This is a genomic window from Streptomyces sp. NBC_00878, from assembly GCF_026341515.1.
GTDB lineage: Bacteria > Actinomycetota > Actinomycetes > Streptomycetales > Streptomycetaceae > Streptomyces.
The window spans coordinates 107231-122290 of sequence record NZ_JAPEOK010000002.1 but is presented as its reverse complement, the minus strand read 5'-3'; the positions used below and the strand labels follow the sequence as shown (position 1 = coordinate 122290).

At 70.2% G+C, this 15060-nt stretch carries 12 protein-coding genes; 5 read left to right on the top strand and 7 right to left on the bottom strand.

All coding sequences use genetic code 11. The annotated features are described in order from the left end of the window. The first annotated feature begins 79 nt into the window (after positions 1 to 79). A complete protein-coding gene (glgB, locus tag OHA11_RS45095) occupies positions 80 to 2242 on the top strand; it encodes a 1,4-alpha-glucan branching enzyme (RefSeq protein WP_266508635.1) in 2163 nt (720 codons plus the stop codon). A 241-nt stretch (positions 2243 to 2483) separates the two neighbouring features. On the opposite strand, the gene OHA11_RS45090 is transcribed toward glgB, so the two are convergent. Continuing rightward, positions 2484 to 3869 carry an MFS transporter gene (locus tag OHA11_RS45090; protein WP_266508133.1) on the bottom strand — a complete coding sequence of 462 codons (1386 nt, stop codon included), beginning with the start codon at positions 3867 to 3869 and terminating at the stop codon, positions 2484 to 2486. 270 nt (positions 3870 to 4139) lie between these two features. Between OHA11_RS45090 and OHA11_RS45085 the strand changes: the two genes are divergently transcribed. Beyond that, complete coding sequence (locus OHA11_RS45085; RefSeq protein ID WP_266508131.1) at positions 4140 to 4457, top strand: TetR family transcriptional regulator C-terminal domain-containing protein; 318 nt, start codon at positions 4140 to 4142, stop codon at positions 4455 to 4457. A 94-nt stretch (positions 4458 to 4551) separates the two neighbouring features. Here OHA11_RS45085 and OHA11_RS45080 read toward each other — a convergent pair whose 3' ends face one another. Beyond that, entirely contained in the window at positions 4552 to 5136 is a 585-nt protein-coding gene (locus OHA11_RS45080) for a TetR/AcrR family transcriptional regulator (RefSeq protein WP_266508633.1), read from the bottom strand. Positions 5137 to 5300: 164 nt separating this feature from the next. Here OHA11_RS45080 and OHA11_RS45075 point away from each other — a divergent pair, with 164 nt between their 5' ends. Beyond that, entirely contained in the window at positions 5301 to 6392 is a 1092-nt protein-coding gene (locus OHA11_RS45075; RefSeq protein ID WP_266508130.1) for a DMT family transporter, read from the top strand. Here OHA11_RS45075 and OHA11_RS45070 read toward each other — a convergent pair. After that, positions 6292 to 6903: a LysE/ArgO family amino acid transporter gene (locus OHA11_RS45070; protein ID WP_266508128.1), complete on the bottom strand. Its 612-nt coding sequence runs from the start codon at positions 6901 to 6903 to the stop codon at positions 6292 to 6294. The two genes, OHA11_RS45075 and OHA11_RS45070, sit on opposite strands and share 101 nt — an antisense overlap. A gap of 66 nt (positions 6904 to 6969) precedes the next feature. On the opposite strand from OHA11_RS45070, the gene OHA11_RS45065 reads away from it, so the two are divergent. Further along, complete coding sequence (locus OHA11_RS45065; protein ID WP_266508126.1) at positions 6970 to 7899, top strand: LysR family transcriptional regulator ArgP; 930 nt, start codon at positions 6970 to 6972, stop codon at positions 7897 to 7899. Positions 7900 to 8029: 130 nt separating this feature from the next. Here the strand turns inward: OHA11_RS45065 and OHA11_RS45060 are convergent, their stop codons facing one another. Next, positions 8030 to 8563, bottom strand: coding sequence for a hypothetical protein (locus OHA11_RS45060; RefSeq protein ID WP_266508124.1), 534 nt, complete (start codon positions 8561 to 8563; stop codon positions 8030 to 8032). A gap of 627 nt (positions 8564 to 9190) precedes the next feature. On the opposite strand from OHA11_RS45060, the gene OHA11_RS45055 reads away from it, so the two are divergent. After that, a complete protein-coding gene (locus tag OHA11_RS45055; RefSeq protein ID WP_266508123.1) occupies positions 9191 to 10441 on the top strand; it encodes a DUF4032 domain-containing protein in 1251 nt (416 codons plus the stop codon). Positions 10442 to 10450: 9 nt separating this feature from the next. Here the strand turns inward: OHA11_RS45055 and OHA11_RS45050 are convergent, their stop codons facing one another. From OHA11_RS45050 to OHA11_RS45040, 3 genes are all read right to left on the bottom strand, one after another. Next, a complete protein-coding gene (locus OHA11_RS45050) occupies positions 10451 to 11299 on the bottom strand; it encodes a universal stress protein (protein ID WP_266508122.1) in 849 nt (282 codons plus the stop codon). A 97-nt stretch (positions 11300 to 11396) separates the two neighbouring features. Then, complete coding sequence (locus OHA11_RS45045) at positions 11397 to 12671, bottom strand: SGNH/GDSL hydrolase family protein (RefSeq protein ID WP_266508121.1); 1275 nt, start codon at positions 12669 to 12671, stop codon at positions 11397 to 11399. Then, positions 12668 to 15037: a glycoside hydrolase N-terminal domain-containing protein gene (locus tag OHA11_RS45040; RefSeq protein WP_266508119.1), complete on the bottom strand. Its 2370-nt coding sequence runs from the start codon at positions 15035 to 15037 to the stop codon at positions 12668 to 12670. Before OHA11_RS45040 ends, OHA11_RS45045 begins: the two co-directional genes overlap by 4 nt. Between the last annotated feature and the right edge of the window lie 23 nt (positions 15038 to 15060).

The following is a 15060-nucleotide window of genomic DNA, read 5'->3' as shown; positions in this document are numbered from 1 at the left end:
GGCCCGCAACATCACCGCAGCCGTGACTCTTCCGGTGACCGAGGACGTCCGCCCGGCCACCCGGCCATGTGCGGTTCCCATGGACGCGACGGATCGGGAGCGTCTGCTGTCGGGCGCCCACCATGATCCGCATGCGCTGTTGGGGGCCCGTCCGGTGCCGGAGGGAATCGTCTTCCGCGCGTTGCGGCCGTTCGCCGTGTCCGTGGTCGTGTCGTTGGCGAACGGGCTGCGCATGGAGCTGGACAGCGAGGGTGACGGCCTCTTCTCGGGTGTGCTGCCGCTTGATTCGGTTCCCGAGTACACCTTGCTGGTGAGGTACGACGGCTGCGGTGAACTGGAGGTGCAGGATCCCTACCGGTTCCTGCCCGCTCTCGGTGAGTTCGATCTGCATCTGTTCGGCGAGGGGCGGCACGAGCAGCTGTGGAAGGCGCTCGGTGCCGAACCGATGGTCCACCAAGGGGTGGCCGGCACGCGCTTCACCGTATGGGCGCCCAACGCGCGGGGCGTCCGGGTGGCCGGGGACTTCGGCCACTGGGACGGGACCGCGTTCCCGATGCGGTCCCTGGGCTCGTCCGGGGTGTGGGAACTGTTCCTGCCCGGTATCGGCGAGGGCGCGCGGTACAAGTTCGAGATCACGTCCCGGCACGGCCACCGGTTCCTCAAGGCCGACCCGATGGCACGCCGGACCGAGGTACCGCCCGCGACGGCGTCGATCGTGACAGCGTCCCACCACGAATGGGGCGACCAGGAGTGGCTGGCGCACCGCGCGGACATCGCAGTGCACGAGGCACCCTTCTCCGTCTATGAGATCCATCTGCCGTCCTGGCGCCCAGGATTGACGTACCGTCAACTGGCGGAGGAGCTACCGGCGTACGTCAAGGACCTGGGCTTCACGCATGTGGAGCTGATGCCGGTGGCGGAGCACCCCTTCGGCGGCTCGTGGGGCTACCAGGTCACCGGCTTCTACGCGCCGACCGCCAGGCTCGGCACGCCGGACGACTTCAAGTACCTCGTCGACGCCCTGCACCGGGCCGGAATCGGCGTGATCATGGACTGGGTACCGGCTCACTTCCCGAAGGACGACTGGGCGTTGGCCCGCTTCGACGGGGAACCGCTGTACGAGCCGGGCGACTCGCGCCTCGCCGAGCATCCCGACTGGGGAACCTACGAGTTCGACTACGGTCGCATCGAGGTGCGCAACTTCCTGGTCGCCAACGCGGTGTACTGGTGCGAGGAGTTCCACATCGACGGCCTGCGGGTCGACGCGGTGGCATCCATGCTGTACCTCGACTACTCACGCGAGCCGGGCCAGTGGACGCCGAACGTCCACGGCGGCCGGGAGAACCTCGACTCGGTCGCCTTCCTCCAGGAGATGAACGCGACGGTGTACCGGCGGGTGCCGGGCGTGATGACCATCGCCGAGGAGTCGACCGCCTGGGACGGGGTGACCCGCCCCACCGACAGCGGTGGTCTCGGCTTCGGCCTGAAGTGGAACATGGGCTGGATGCACGACTCGCTCGGCTATGTCGCGCACGAGCCGGTCCATCGCAGGTACCACCACCACGAGATGACGTTCTCGATGGTGTACGCGTACAGCGAGAACTACGTCCTGCCGATCTCCCACGACGAAGTCGTCCACGGGAAGCGGTCGTTGGTGTCCAAGATGCCGGGCGACTGGTGGCAGCAGCGGGCCACCCAGCGGGCCTACCTGGGCTTCATGTGGGCGCACCCCGGCAAGCAACTCCTCTTCATGGGTCAGGAGTTCGCCCAGGGCGCGGAGTGGTCCGAGCAGCACGGGCCCGACTGGTGGCTGCTCGACCCGTCGTACGGGGCCGAGGCCGACCACCGGGGTGTGCGGGACCTCGTCCGGGAGCTCAATCGGCAGTACGTGGTGACTGGTGCGCTCTGGGAGCGGGACTGCGATCCCGCCGGGTTCGCGTGGGTCGCGGGGGGTGCGGCGGACGACAATGTCTTCGCGTTCCTGCGGTTCGGCGCGGATGGCTCGCCGCTGCTGGCCGTGTCCAACTTCTCGCCGGTGGTGCGGCACGAGTACCGGTTGGGTGTTCCGGAGGGCGTGGCCGGCTGGTGCGAGGTGCTGAACACGGACGCCGTGTGCTTCGGGGGGAGCGGCGTTGGCAATCCCGGCGCCGTCAAGGCTGACGCTCGGGGAGAGCAGGGGTGGGCGGCGAGTGTAGGGGTGACGTTGCCGCCGCTGGCTACGGTGTGGCTGCGGCCGGCGTAGCGTTTTTCGCCCCCGCCGCCCCTACCCTCCCCCACTCTCGGCTTCGCTCGAGCGGGGGGACCCCCATCGTCACTACTCGGGGGGCCAGCCCCCCGAACCCCCCGCTCCTCAAACGCCGGAGGGGCTGGTTACCAGCCCGTCCGGCGTTTGAGGACGAGCACGTTCAGCGCGATACGGGGGTCTGGGGGCGGAGCCCCCAGAAACGGACGGCAAGGGTAGGGGCGGCGGGGGCGAAAAAGGTCTACGTGCTCCCCCTGTACCGGCGCAACGCCGGCATCGTCGCCGCCAGTGTCAACATGGTGACGACGACGAGCAGGCCACCCCCGGCGACGGCCGCACGCGCACCCAGCGCGGAGCCGGCCGTGCCATGGAGCACGTCGGCCAGCCGCGGCCCCCCGGCGACGACGACCGTGAACACACCCTGCATCCGGCCACGCAACTCGTCGGTGACGGCCGACAGAAGAATGGCCCCGCGGAAAACCATGGAGACCATGTCGGCAACCCCCGCGGCGGCGAGGAACACCACGCCCACCCACAGGTTGGCGCTCAGACCGAAGCCGGTGATGGCCACTCCCCAGGCAACCACCGCGGCGATGACCATGAGCCCGTGCCTACGGGCCCGCGAGAACGTGCCGGACATGAGTCCGCCAAGCACCGCACCGATGGGAATCGCCGCGAAGAGAAGCCCGAGCGCGAGGCCCTCGCCGTACGGCGCATACGTCTGGGCGGCGAGTTGCGGAAACAACGCCCGCGGCATGCCGAAGACCATGGCGATGATGTCGGCGAGGAACGACAGCAGGAGCACCTGGTTGAGGGAGATGTAGCGGAAGCCCTCCGCGATCCCCCGCAGGCCTGCCCGGCCGGCTGCCGCCGTGGTGGTGACGAGGGGCGGCAGCGCGGGGAGCCGGTAGACCGCCCACACCGTGGCGCACAGGGCCAGGGCATCGATCAGGTACAGCTCGGCGAGGCCCGCGACCGGGATGAGGGCTCCGGCCAGCAATGGACCGGCGACGAGGCCGGTCTGCATGACGGTCGAGCCGAGCGCGTTCGCGGCGGCCAGTTCGTCCTCGGGGACCAGCCGGGCAATGGAGGCCTGGCGGGCCGGGGAGTTGAGGCCGAAGAACGCCTGCTGGACGGCGAGCAGCACCATCAGGACCCCGACCGATTCGAGTCCGGTGACGGCCTGTATCCAGAAGAGCAGGGACGTGACGGCTATCCCGATGTTCGTGACGAGGAGGAGCTTGCGCCGGTCCACGCTGTCGGCGATCGCACCACCCCACAGCGCGAAGACGACGAGCGGCAGGAGTCCCGCGAAGCTCGCGTAGCCGACCCAGGCCGAGGATCCGGTGATGTCGTAGATCTGCTTGGGTACGGCGACGGCGGTGAGCTGGCTGCCCACGGCCGTGACGATGGTCGAGGACCAGAGTCGGCGATAGGCGGGGCGGCGCAGCGGCCGGGTGTCCATGGCCCAACGGCGCCAGCCGCGGCTTCTCTTCGGTTGCGCCGGTTCGGCCGGTCCCGCCGATTCCACTGGCTCGACCGGTCCCGGTGATCCGGTCTGCGACTCGGCGCTGTTGTCCGCACCGTTCTTGCTCGTGTCCACACCCGTCCTGATTGCTCGATACATCTTTCGATTCGGGATCACTATCGCCGATACGGGGCGGCCTTCGCCGGGCGGACCGATCCGTGGACGGGCGGACGGGCCCGCCGCCGGCGAACCTGCCCCGCCAGGTCGGCACGGTGTCCAGATGCAGGCCGCTGTCGCGGGCGATGCGCGCCTCGGAGCACCCCGGGGCCGCGTACGGCAGGACCTGCACGCACATCCGGTTTCGCGGTGCCGTCAAGTTCACCGGCGGGGACGGCGGGCAGCACCTCCGTGTGCGCGCACGTAGAGGCGGTGGCAGATGCCACCGCCTCGGACCTCTGTCGGCGCGGCTGCCTGCTCGCCAAGGGCACCGCCGAGCTTTCGGAGCAGGATCCAGCCGTCGCGGCAACCGCCCGCCGGACGTTCGCGGCCATCGAGGAGCTGCTCACTTCCTGCATCGCCGGAGCACAGCGGGCGGGCGACATCAGACGCGACGAGAACCCCGCTCGGCTTGCCGGACTTCTCCTGGCCGTGCTGCGCGGAATCGAAGCGCTCGGCAAGGGCGGAAGCAGCCCCGACTCGCTGCGCGCGATCGCCGAAACGGCCCTGGCCGTCCTGCCCCGGCCATAGCAAAGCCGCGGTCCGGACCGGACCGCTTCCGGTCCGCAAGCCCTCAGCCGCCCAGACCGCCTGATCAACCCTCAAAGACTTCCGGAGCCGACCACTAAGCCGTCGCCAGGAGGGACCGGGCCTCCTCGCGGGCGTGGTCGAGCGCGCCAGGAAAGATGCGCAGACCATGGGCGACGAGGGCGCCCTCGTGCAGCAGCATCAGGGTGCGGCCCAGGGAGTCGGCCGAGGCGGGCGCGAGGGGGCGTACGAGGTCGGTGAACAGGGTCAGCATCCACTGCTTCTGGCCGGTGATGATCGCGTACGCCGGGTGGGACGTATCGTCGATCTCCGCATGGGCGTTGACCATGCTGCAGCCCCTGGGGCCCGCCGTGTCCATCCAGTCCCGTGAGGCGTCGAAGACGGCGAGAACGCTGTCGCGCGGCGTGCGGGCCGCGTCGAGGCGGGGGGCGAGGAAGGCCCGCCAACGCTCGTCGCGGTCGGCGAGGTACTCGACGACGATCTGGTCCTTGGAGCCGAACCGGTCGTAGAGCGTCTTCTTCGTGACACCGGCCTCGGCCGCGATGAGGTCGACGCCGACAGCGTGGATACCGCGGTCGTAGAACAGCCGCCCGGCCGCCTCCAGCGCGCGACGGGCGCCGGGGGTCAGCGGCACTCGGCGAGGCGGCTGCGCGGCGTTCACCGCGTGCGACGCATTGCTGGTCTTCGACGGATTCGAGGTGTTCGAAGTGCTCACCCCTCCAGAGTAGACCGATCTGTATACTCGATGCCAAGTATACAGATCGGTCTACTCTCGTCGGTAGGTCGTCGGACGGCTGGCCGACCGACCTGGAGGTGTGCGGTGTCGTGAACATCCTGCTGTCGATCGCGTTCGTCGGGGCCTGGAGCTCCGGTTTCATCGGGGCCAAGCTCGGAGCGGGCAGCGCTCCCGCGGTCACGCTTCTCATGTGGCGCTTCCTGCCGCTGGCCCTCGTTCTGGGCATCGTCGCCCTCAGCGTGACGCGGGCGTCGTGGCGTGGGCTGACGCCCCGCGACCTGGTTCGGCAGACCGCCGTGGGGGCGCTGTCACAGAGCGGCTATCTCCTCACGGTCTACTACGCGATCGAGCTGGGTGTCTCCAGCGGCACGACGGCCCTGATCGACGGCACTCAGCCCCTGGTGGCCGGAGCGCTGGCCGGGCCGCTGCTGGGCCTACCCGTGTCGCGCACGCAGTGGCTCGGGCTGGGGCTGGGCGTGACCGGTGTCGCCGTCGTCACCGCGGCCGACGCCGGGTCCGGGGCCGGGACGGGCGTCGCATGGTGGGCGTATCTCGTACCGTTCGTCGGCATGCTGTCCCTGGTGGCGGCGACCTTCCTGGACCGCCGGTCCCGTACGGACGTCCGGCCGATGGTGTCGATGACGGTCCATGCCGTCACAAGTGCCGTCGTTTTCACGGCACTTGCCGCGGCCACCGGAGGGATGGCACCGCCCCCGAGCGGCTCCTTCTGGACGGCCGTGGTGTGGCTCGTGGCGCTCTCCACCTTCGGCGGGTACGGGCTGTACTGGCTGATCCTGAGGCGGTCGGGGATGACCAAGGTCAATACCCTCATGTTCCTGATGGCCCCCGTCACGGCGGTGTGGGGCGCGCTGATGTTCGGCGAACCCTTCGGGGCGCAGACGGTGGTGGGGCTGGGCCTCGGCCTCCTGGCCGTCGCCGTCGTCCACCGAGGAGACCGCGGAGAAGGCCGCGGAGAAGGCCGCGGAGAAAGCCGCCGTGGAGGCCGCCGTGACAGCGGCCAGAGCGGCCAATGCGACCAGAACAGCCACAACGTCCAACAGCCTCCGGACGCTGGATCTTTCACATCCCGGCGAGCAGCGTGGCCCCGAGCCCGATCATCATCGCGGCGACCAGCGCGTCCAGGCCGCGCCACGCGGCCGGCCGGGCCAGGAAGCCACTGAGCAGCCGGGCGCCGAAGCCCAGCACGGCGAACCAGACCAGGCTGGCGAGGACTGCGCCGAGGCCGAAGGTCCAGCGCAGTGGGCCGCGGTCGGCCGCGATGGAGCCGAGCAGGAACACGGTGTCCAGGTAGACGTGCGGGTTGAGCCATGTCATCGCCAGGCAGGTGAGCACGGCCCGCCGTCGCGAGCCCGCCGTCCCCGCTTCCACGAGCAGCGCCGACGGGCGGAACACCCGGCGCACGGCGAGGCAGCCGTAGCCGATGAGGAAGGCTCCGCCGATCAGCCCGACCGCGGTCAGCGCCCCCGGCCAGGCCACCACCACCGCGCCGACACCGCCGACACCGAGCGCGATGAGTGCCGCGTCGGACAGGGCGCAGATGCCCACCACCGCGAGCACGGCGTCCCGGCGGATGCCCTGCCGCAGGACGAAGGCGTTCTGTGCGCCGATGGCGACGATGAGGGAGAGGCCGGTGCCGAACCCGGCGGCCGCGGCGGTCAGAGCGCTGGTCACGGCATCCACGCTAGGAAGGCCGCCGTCAAGAGTACAGCTAAAGATTCTTACGTATCATTAGCACTCGTGATGACAGAGCTTCCCCTCGACCAGGTGCGTACCCTGCTGGCCGTCGTGGACGAGGGCACGTTCGACGCGGCGGCCGCGGTGCTGCATGTGACGCCGTCGGCGGTGAGCCAGCGGGTCAAGGCGCTCGAACAGCGCACGGGGCGCGTCCTGTTGATGCGTACGAAGCCGGTCCGGCCGACCGAGTCCGGCGAGGTCGTCGTGCGGTTCGCGCGCCAACTGGCCCGGCTGGAGGACGAGGCCAGGACCGAACTCGGCATGTCGGGCTCCGACGAGCCGACGCGGCTGTCGATCGCGGTGAACTCCGACTCGCTGGCCACCTGGTTCCTGCCCGCGCTCGCCCGGGTGCCGGAGGAGCTGCGGCTCTGCTACGAGTTGCGCCGCGAGGACCAGGACCACACGGCGGCACTGCTGCGAGAGGGGCTGGTGATGGCGGCGGTGACCTCGTCGCCTGACGCGGTGACGGGTTGTTCCGTCCGGAGCCTGGGGCGTATGCGGTACGTCCCGGTGGCCGGCCCCGATTTCGCCGCGCGACGGCTCGGCGGGTGGCCGGACACTCCATTGCGGGACGTGATCGGCGGAGCGCCCGTGGTGGCCTTCGACCGACGGGACGATCTCCAGGACGCGTTCGTCCGTGGGCTCAAGCGCGGTCGTGGCGGGGCGAGTTCGCTGCGGCATCTCGTGCCGACCTCTGAAGGGTTCGTCGACGCCGTCGCGGCGGGCATGGGGTGGGGCATGGCGCCCGAGGTGCAGGCGGCGCCGCTGCTCAGCACGGGTCGGCTCGTCAATCTCGCGCCGGACTCGAAGATCTACGTTCCTCTGTACTGGCAGCAGTGGAAGCTCGACTTCCCCGCGCTCGCCGCCGTGTACGAGGCCGTCGCGGCGGCAGCCGCCGAGGCACTGGACGACGACGCGGGACGAGGCCGCTGAGCCTCGGCAGGGCAGCTGCTCCGCCTCTCCTGCCTTCAGGAGCCGGGCCCAGCCGGTTCCAGGAGGCCGAACCCTGCCCGCCTCAGAACGCCAGGCCCAGCCCGCTTCAGAACGCCAGGCCCAGCCCGCCTCAGGACGCCGGGCCCTGACCCGATTCCTTCTCCAGGAAGCTGATCACCTGGGCGGCGAGCCCGTCCGCGGTGGATTCGGGGCGGGCGCCGACGCCGACGGCCGGCTCGTGCAGCCCGATGCCGCCGGACCAGAGGTAGCGTTCGGTCCACTCGTCGTCGACCTTCAACTGAACCTGGATGTCCACGTGGGACAGGCAGCTTTCGGGGGCCGCGGCGTACAGGACGGCGGTGACCCGGCGCAGCGGATAGACGTCGAAGCCCTCGATGAACTGCGAGTTGCGCCAGTCCAGAAACGCGCTCTCGCCGTCGGTTCCGATACGGATGTCGAGCTGACCGTCTTCGAGATGAATGCCGAAATGCTCGGTCGTGCGATTTTCGACGGTCACCCGGAACCGGAAGTAGACCAGGCCCTCGGCCGCGTCGTCACGACCGCGCGGCGGCTCCGCCTTCTCCAAGCCATGGACGCGAACGCGCAGGCCGGAATGCTCGTCGTCGTACTCCTGCCAGTCCCCGACCACATTCGGCTCGTACACAGTTCACCTTTCGACCTCCGAGGGCTGCTGTCTATCTGTGCGCGCGACGAGGTGTCAAATGAGCGGAATGGGCGTTGGCCAGGGATTTTGCCCGGCTTGATCGCTGATCAAGCCGTGCCCAGCCAGAACCGCTCTCACAGGCGCCACGGAAGTCACCCCGGCGTGCTGCACATCACGTCCCCGGGCCACGTCCCCGAGCCCAGGCCGCCGACGCGGTCCCCGGCGGCTCGGGCGCCGGACGCTGTGCACTGCATTTGAGCCAGCCCGGCACGCTCGGCAGGCCGAACCAGACCGCTCGCATTTCCCTCGCATTCTCCCTGTTAATCGTCGAATCGCTTGAATGCCAGAATCCATTCAGCGCTCGCTGAAATACCCCACGAGCGGGCCAACCGGGTTGACCGGATGACGATTTCGGCGGCGTTTCCGAGGAGGCGTACAAGGACTACGCGGCATACGAGAAGTTCGAGGTCCGCGCGGCACTGGAGGCCGATCAGCCGGACTGACCCGAAGGGCGGGCACATCTCCCACTAAGGGACGAAACGGGCCACCATGTTGACGAAAGGGACGTCCAGGTGCGGAGATGCTCCTGCGACATGACGGCCGACCATGAGGCAGGGCGAGCACGCGATGGCATTGCAGATCAGCGCCACCAACCCGGAGCATCCCGCGCTCCTGCTCGACCTGCCGTGGCAGCTGCCCCTGGAGGAATGGCCGGAGCACTACCTCGTACCGCTGCCGCGGGGCATCTCGCGGCACGTGGTGCGCTACGCCCGCGCCGGATCCGAGGTCGTGGCGGTCAAGGAGCTCGCCGAGCGTCCCGCCCTGCGGGAGTACGAGCTGTTGCGCAGTCTCGACCGGCTGAACATCCCGTCCGTGGACCCCCTCGCCGTGGTCACCGGCCGCACCGACGAGGACGGCGATCCGCTGGAATCCGTACTGATCACCCGCCATCTGGGCGGCTCGATGCCCTATCGGTCGATGTTCGAGACGACCATGCGGCCCGCCACCATGCACCGGCTCATGGACGCGCTGGCAGTACTCCTCGTCCGGCTCCACCTCGCCGGGTTCGCCTGGGGCGACTGCTCGCTGTCCAACACGCTGTTCCGGCGCGACGCGGGCGCGTACGCCGCGTATCTCGTCGACGCCGAGACCGGGGATCTGCAACCGCAGCTGAGCCCCGGGCAGCGCGACTACGACCTCGATCTCGCGCGCGTGAACATCAGCGGGGAGCTGCTCGACCTGGAGGCGTCCGGCGCCCTCCACCCGTCGGTGGACCCGATCGAGTTCGGCACGGAGATCTGCGCGCGCTACAACGGGCTGTGGGAGGAACTCACCCGGACGTCGGTGTACCCGGCGGGGAAGCACCACTACATCGACCGCCGTATCCGCCGCCTCAACGACCTCGGTTTCGACGTCGCCGAGATGCAGATCGCGCACTCCTCGAACGGTGACACCGTCACGTTCGTGCCGAAGGTCGTCGACGCCGGCCACCACCAGCGCCAGCTGCTGAGGCTGACCGGGCTCGACGCCGAGGAGAACCAGGCCCGGCGGCTGCTCAACGACCTGGAGGCCTGGATGGCCACCCAGGAGGACTACGCGCCCGGCGACCCTCTCGCCGCCCGCCCGGAGGTCCTGGCCCACCGGTGGGTGCGGGACGTCTTCCGGCCCACCGTGCGCGCCATCCCCCAGGAGCTGCGGGGCTCGATGGATCCGGCCGAGCTCTACCACGGACTCCTCGAACACCGCTGGTACCTGTCCGAGCGGGCCCAGCACGACATCGGTCTGGACACGGCGGTCGAGGACTACGTCAAGAACATCCTGCCCCCGATGCGGGACGCGCTGCCGCCGCCGACGGACGACACCGCGCCTTCGGTCTGAGGCGGGCGGTCAGGCCGGCGGGACGACCGCCACCGGGCAGGGCGCGTGGTGCATGGCCGCATGGGCCACCGAACCCACCCGTGCGCCGACGGCGGAGCGGTGCGCGCGCCGGCCGACCACCAGCAGCTGGGCCGGCGCCGCCGCTGTGAGCAGCACCTCGCCCGCGCTGCCCATCTCGACTTGCTGTGTCACCCGCACCTCCGGGAACCGCTCCTCCCAGGGCCGCAGCGCCTCCGCGAGCGCCTTGTTCTCGTACTGCTCCAGTCCTCCGGCCTCGTCGGCGAGCTTCAGCGAGGCGGGGCTGAAGGTGAAGACGGTGGGCAGGCTCCAGGCCCGTACGACGCGTACGCCGGCGCCGCGTGCCGCGGCCGTCTCGAACGCGAATTCCAGTGCCGCCGCGCTGTCGTCCGGGCCGCCCTGCTGCCCTACGACGATCTCGCGCCCGGCCGCCTCGGACTCGGCGAGATCCCCGGCGCGTACGAGGACGACTGGCCGGGCGGACTCGGCGATCACCTGCTGGCCGACGGAGCCGAGCAGGAAGCCGACGATCGCGCCGTGCCCCCGGGTGCCGAGCACCAGTGTCTCGGCGTCCGCCGCCGCGGCGACCAGCGCGTCGACCCGGTCGCCTTCGAGGAGGTCGGTGGTCACCGGCAGGCCCGGGTGCCGGCCGGTGACGTCGCGGGCGGTCTCGGAGAGCGCCTCCCGCACGTCCGCCGTCCGGTCCTCGGCGTCGGACTTCTCCCAGGCGTGCACCACGCGCAGCGCCAGTGAGCGGCGTACGGCCTCCCTGGCCGCCCAGTGCACGGCGGCCAGGGATTCGGCGGAACCGTCTGCTCCCACGGTGATCGGGCGGGTCATGTGACGGCCTCCGTCGCGTTGGTTGATGTGCCCACGCTACAGAGCCATGACGTCGGCCCGCTTGGCGGTGGTATCAGCGGTCGTGTCGGCGGTGGTGTCAGCCGGTCGGACTGGCGGGTTCGGTGTTCGTTGCGCGCGATGAGCAGTCGAGGTTCTTGAGGTCGACGGCGTCGGCCATCGCCTGCATCCCCTTGTCGTTGGGGTGCAGATGGTCGCCGCCGTCGAAGACGGGCAGGATGCGCTCGCGGTCGTAGGGGCTGCGGAGCAATCGGTCGAAGTCGGTGACGGCGTCGAACTCCCCGCTGTCCCGGATGAATTGGTTGATGTCCTGGCGTACGGACTCCGCGGCGGTGTCCCACTCGTACCAGCCCTTGAAGGGCGCGACGGTGGCGCCGACGACACACTTCCCGGCCGCGTGGGCGCGGGCGATGATCTCGCGATAGCCCGTGATCATGCCCTGGGCGGTGACGCCGCTGTGGGCCTTGATGTCGTTGACGCCCTCGAAGAGGAACACCGTGCGCACGCCGGGCAGGGAGAGGACGTCACGGTCGAGCCGGTTGAGGGCGCTCTGCCCGGCGCCGTCCGCGAGAACCTTGTTTCCGGAGATGCCCTCGTTGGCAACTCCCTTGACCGGCCCGGTCGTTGCCCGCAGGCGACGGGCGAGGTAGTCGGGCCAGCGGCGGTTCAGGTCGCTCGTGGACTGCCAGCCGTCCGTGATGGAGTCGCCGAGCGCGACCACGGCGCCGGTGGCCGCGCTCGTCCGTACGGAGATGGCGTCGAGGTAGAACCAGGAGCCGATCGGGTCGGTCCATGCGGCCGCGTCCTCCTCGCCCGTGTGGTCGCCCGCTGCCGCGTACGAGGTCTGCATGGCCATGGAGTGGCCGGTGGCCGGGCCGCCCGCCTCGCTGGTGTGGAGGCTGACGGCCAGGTCGGTCGCGGCGGGCAGCCGGCCGGGCAGCGGGTCGCTGTACACGGTGGCGCCCGCCGGGACCGTGACGGACCGGGCGCCCTCGAAGGTCAGCCGCCGGTTGGTGCCTCGGACCACGGCCGCGCCCTGCTGCCTGATGCCTGCATAGACGCTGTCGAAGGTCAGCGGCCGGTCGCCGAAGGCGTTGGAGAGCCGGATGCGCAGGTCGTCCCCGGCGACGCTGGTGCGCACGATCAGGCGGTAGCTGCGGTCGGGGGCGGCGTCGCCCATGCGGTCCGCGCTCGCGCCCCAGGTGACGACGGAGTGCCGGTCCGCGGCGGCGGCCCGGGCCGTGGAGGTGTACGCCCCCACCGTCCGCGCCGCCGCCGCGGGCGTCGCCTGGATCGCCGCGGCGATCAGCAACAGGGCCGCCAGACTGCCCGTCCGAGCGAACCGGGCCGTCATGCGAAGGTCCGCAGCGTGACGGACGAGCCGGGCTTCAGGGTCACCGTCCGGGACGTGTCGCCGTACGCCACCGTCGTCGTCCTGCCGCCGACGCTGCGGATCCGTGCCTCGGTGGGCCTGCCGTCGCGCCAGCGCAGGTCGACGACGAAGCCGCCCCGGACGCCGACTCCCGTGACGGAGCCGGACTTCGCCCAGGCGCCGGGGAGGGCCGGGAGCAGTTCCAGGTGGCCGGGGCGGGAGTACAGGAGCATCTCGATCACCGCCGCGGCCGTGCCGAAGTTGGCCTCGATCTGGAAGATGCCGCGGCCCTGCTCGACCTGGTAGATGTCGAAGAGGTTGGGGGCGCTGCCGTTGTCGCCGTCGATCGACGGGCGGAGGTTGTTGATGACGAGTTGGTAGGCGTTGTCCGCGTTCTTGAGCCGGGCCCAGCACAGGCTGCGCCAGGCGTTCGCCCAGCCGAAGCTCTCCATGCCGCGCGCGGTGAGCAGGGCCGTGGCGCCCTTGACGATCTCCGGCGGGGTCGAGTCGTCGGGACGGATGCGGTCTCCGGGGAAGAGACCCATCAGCGGGGACAGGTGCCGGTGGGTGGTCTCGCCGAGGTTGTCGGGCGACATCCACTCCTCCAGCCAGCCCGACGTGGGGCTCACCTTCGGCAGGTACAGCCGCTTCTGGAGGCCGCCGATCGTCTTCGCGTAGGCGGAGTCCTTCTTCAACTCCTGCGCCGCCGTGCGGTAGTTGTCGAAGAGCACCCACACCAGTTCCTGCGCGTACGTGATGCCCTTGGCGTCCTGCGGGCCGTGCTCGGGCGACCAGTCCTTGTCGTCGATGAGCACTTCCTGCGAGGTGCCGGGGAGTGTCGTGGTGATCAGCCGCGCCTCCCAGAACTCGCAGGCGCTCTTCAGAAGCGGGTAGATCTTCTCCAGATGGGAGCGCGACCGGGTGAACTCGTAGTGCTCCCACAAGGTCGTGCACAGCCAGGCGTTGCCCGCCGGATGCCACCACCAGCCGTTTCCGCCATGGATGTTGGTGGAGAAGGCGACGGTCCAGCCGGCGACCTTCCCGGTGGAGTTGCGGTAGCGGTTGCGCGGGTCGTTGAAGAGGTCCTGGGTGAGCTTCTTCCAGGACGGGAACTGGGCGACGCAGTAGTCGGTGAGCGCGTCGAAGCACTGGGACAGCCCGGCCCGGTCGGCCATCCAGTAGTTCATCTGGATGTTGACGTCCGTGTGGTAGTCGCTCATCCAGTCCGGGTCGTTGCCGTCCAGCCACAGCCCCTGGAGGTTGAGCGGAAGGCTGTCACGGGACCCGGCGATCATCAGATAGCGGCCGAACTGCAGGTAGGCCGCCTCCAGTTCGGGATCGGGCTCACCGTCGCGGGCTCGCGCCTTGATCCGCTCCCAGGTGTCCAGGGAGCGCTGCTCGGCCGACGACGTGCCGAGGGTGATGTCCAACTGCTCGAACAGGGGGCGGTGGTCGGCGACATGGGTGCGCAGCAGGGTGTCCGCCGAGTGGTCCGCCGCGACGCTGACCTTCGAGCGGGCCAGCCGTTCGGGGTCGAGGGACGGATCACGGTAGTCGGTGGAGGCGTCGGGCGCGTAGTTGGTGCCGCCGCTCACCACGACGGTGAGGCTCTTGCAGCCGGAGAAGTCGATCCGCGGACCGTTCACGCGGACGGTCCCGCCGCTGCTGTTCGCCGTCACGGCCGCGCCGTAGCGCAGACCGTTCGGGAAGGCGGCACCGAATGAGGTGCCCTTCACGCTCTCTCCGTGCGTCCCCTCAAGGGCGATGCTGCCGGTGTAACGGCCGCCGCCGCTCTGCGTGAAGTGCAGGACGATCGCGTCGTCGGGGCGGCTGGCGAAGATCTGCCGCTCGTACGTCACTCCGGAGCGGACGTACGACGTGGTGACCAGGCCCTGCGCGAGGTCGAGGGTGCGGCGGTAGCCGGAGACGGCCCCCAGGTCGTGGTCGGGGATGTCGACGGTGAGCCGGCCGAGAAGCGTGAAGGATCCGAAGTCCTCGCGGCCGTAGGGGAATTGGCCGTCGGAGTCGAGGGTGTCGTTGAGGCCGCCGGTCCACATCGTGACGTCGGTGATCAGGAGGAGCTCACGGCCGGAGTCGTTGCTCGCGAGGGCGCCGAGGCGGCCGTTGCCGACGGGCAGGCCCTGTTCGATCATCGAGTTTTCGCCGGCGGGCGCCTGCCACCACAGCTGGTCGCGCGAACTCCCCTTCGGGAGCGGGGCGTCGGCGGGTCGCTGGGGTGCGGCCGACGCGGTGAAGGCGGGCAGGCCGCCGAGGGCGGTGGCGATGCCGGTCGCGGCGGCGAGGGAGAGCAGTCTTCGTCTGCTGGGCTCGGTCGGGTTGCTGTCCATGGTGCGGCTCCAGGGGAAGAGAA

Coding starts and splice junctions, on each gene's coding strand:
- OHA11_RS45050 (WP_266508122.1), bottom strand. CDS start 11,299: ATGACCCGCCCGATCACCGTGGGAGCAGACGGTTCCGCCGAATCCCTG.
- OHA11_RS45040 (WP_266508119.1), bottom strand. CDS start 15,037: ATGGACAGCAACCCGACCGAGCCCAGCAGACGAAGACTGCTCTCCCTC.
- OHA11_RS45045 (WP_266508121.1), bottom strand. CDS start 12,671: ATGACGGCCCGGTTCGCTCGGACGGGCAGTCTGGCGGCCCTGTTGCTG.
- OHA11_RS45090 (WP_266508133.1), bottom strand. CDS start 3,869: ATGTATCGAGCAATCAGGACGGGTGTGGACACGAGCAAGAACGGTGCG.
- glgB (WP_266508635.1), top strand. CDS start 80: ATGGACGCGACGGATCGGGAGCGTCTGCTGTCGGGCGCCCACCATGAT.
- OHA11_RS45055 (WP_266508123.1), top strand. CDS start 9,191: ATGGCATTGCAGATCAGCGCCACCAACCCGGAGCATCCCGCGCTCCTG.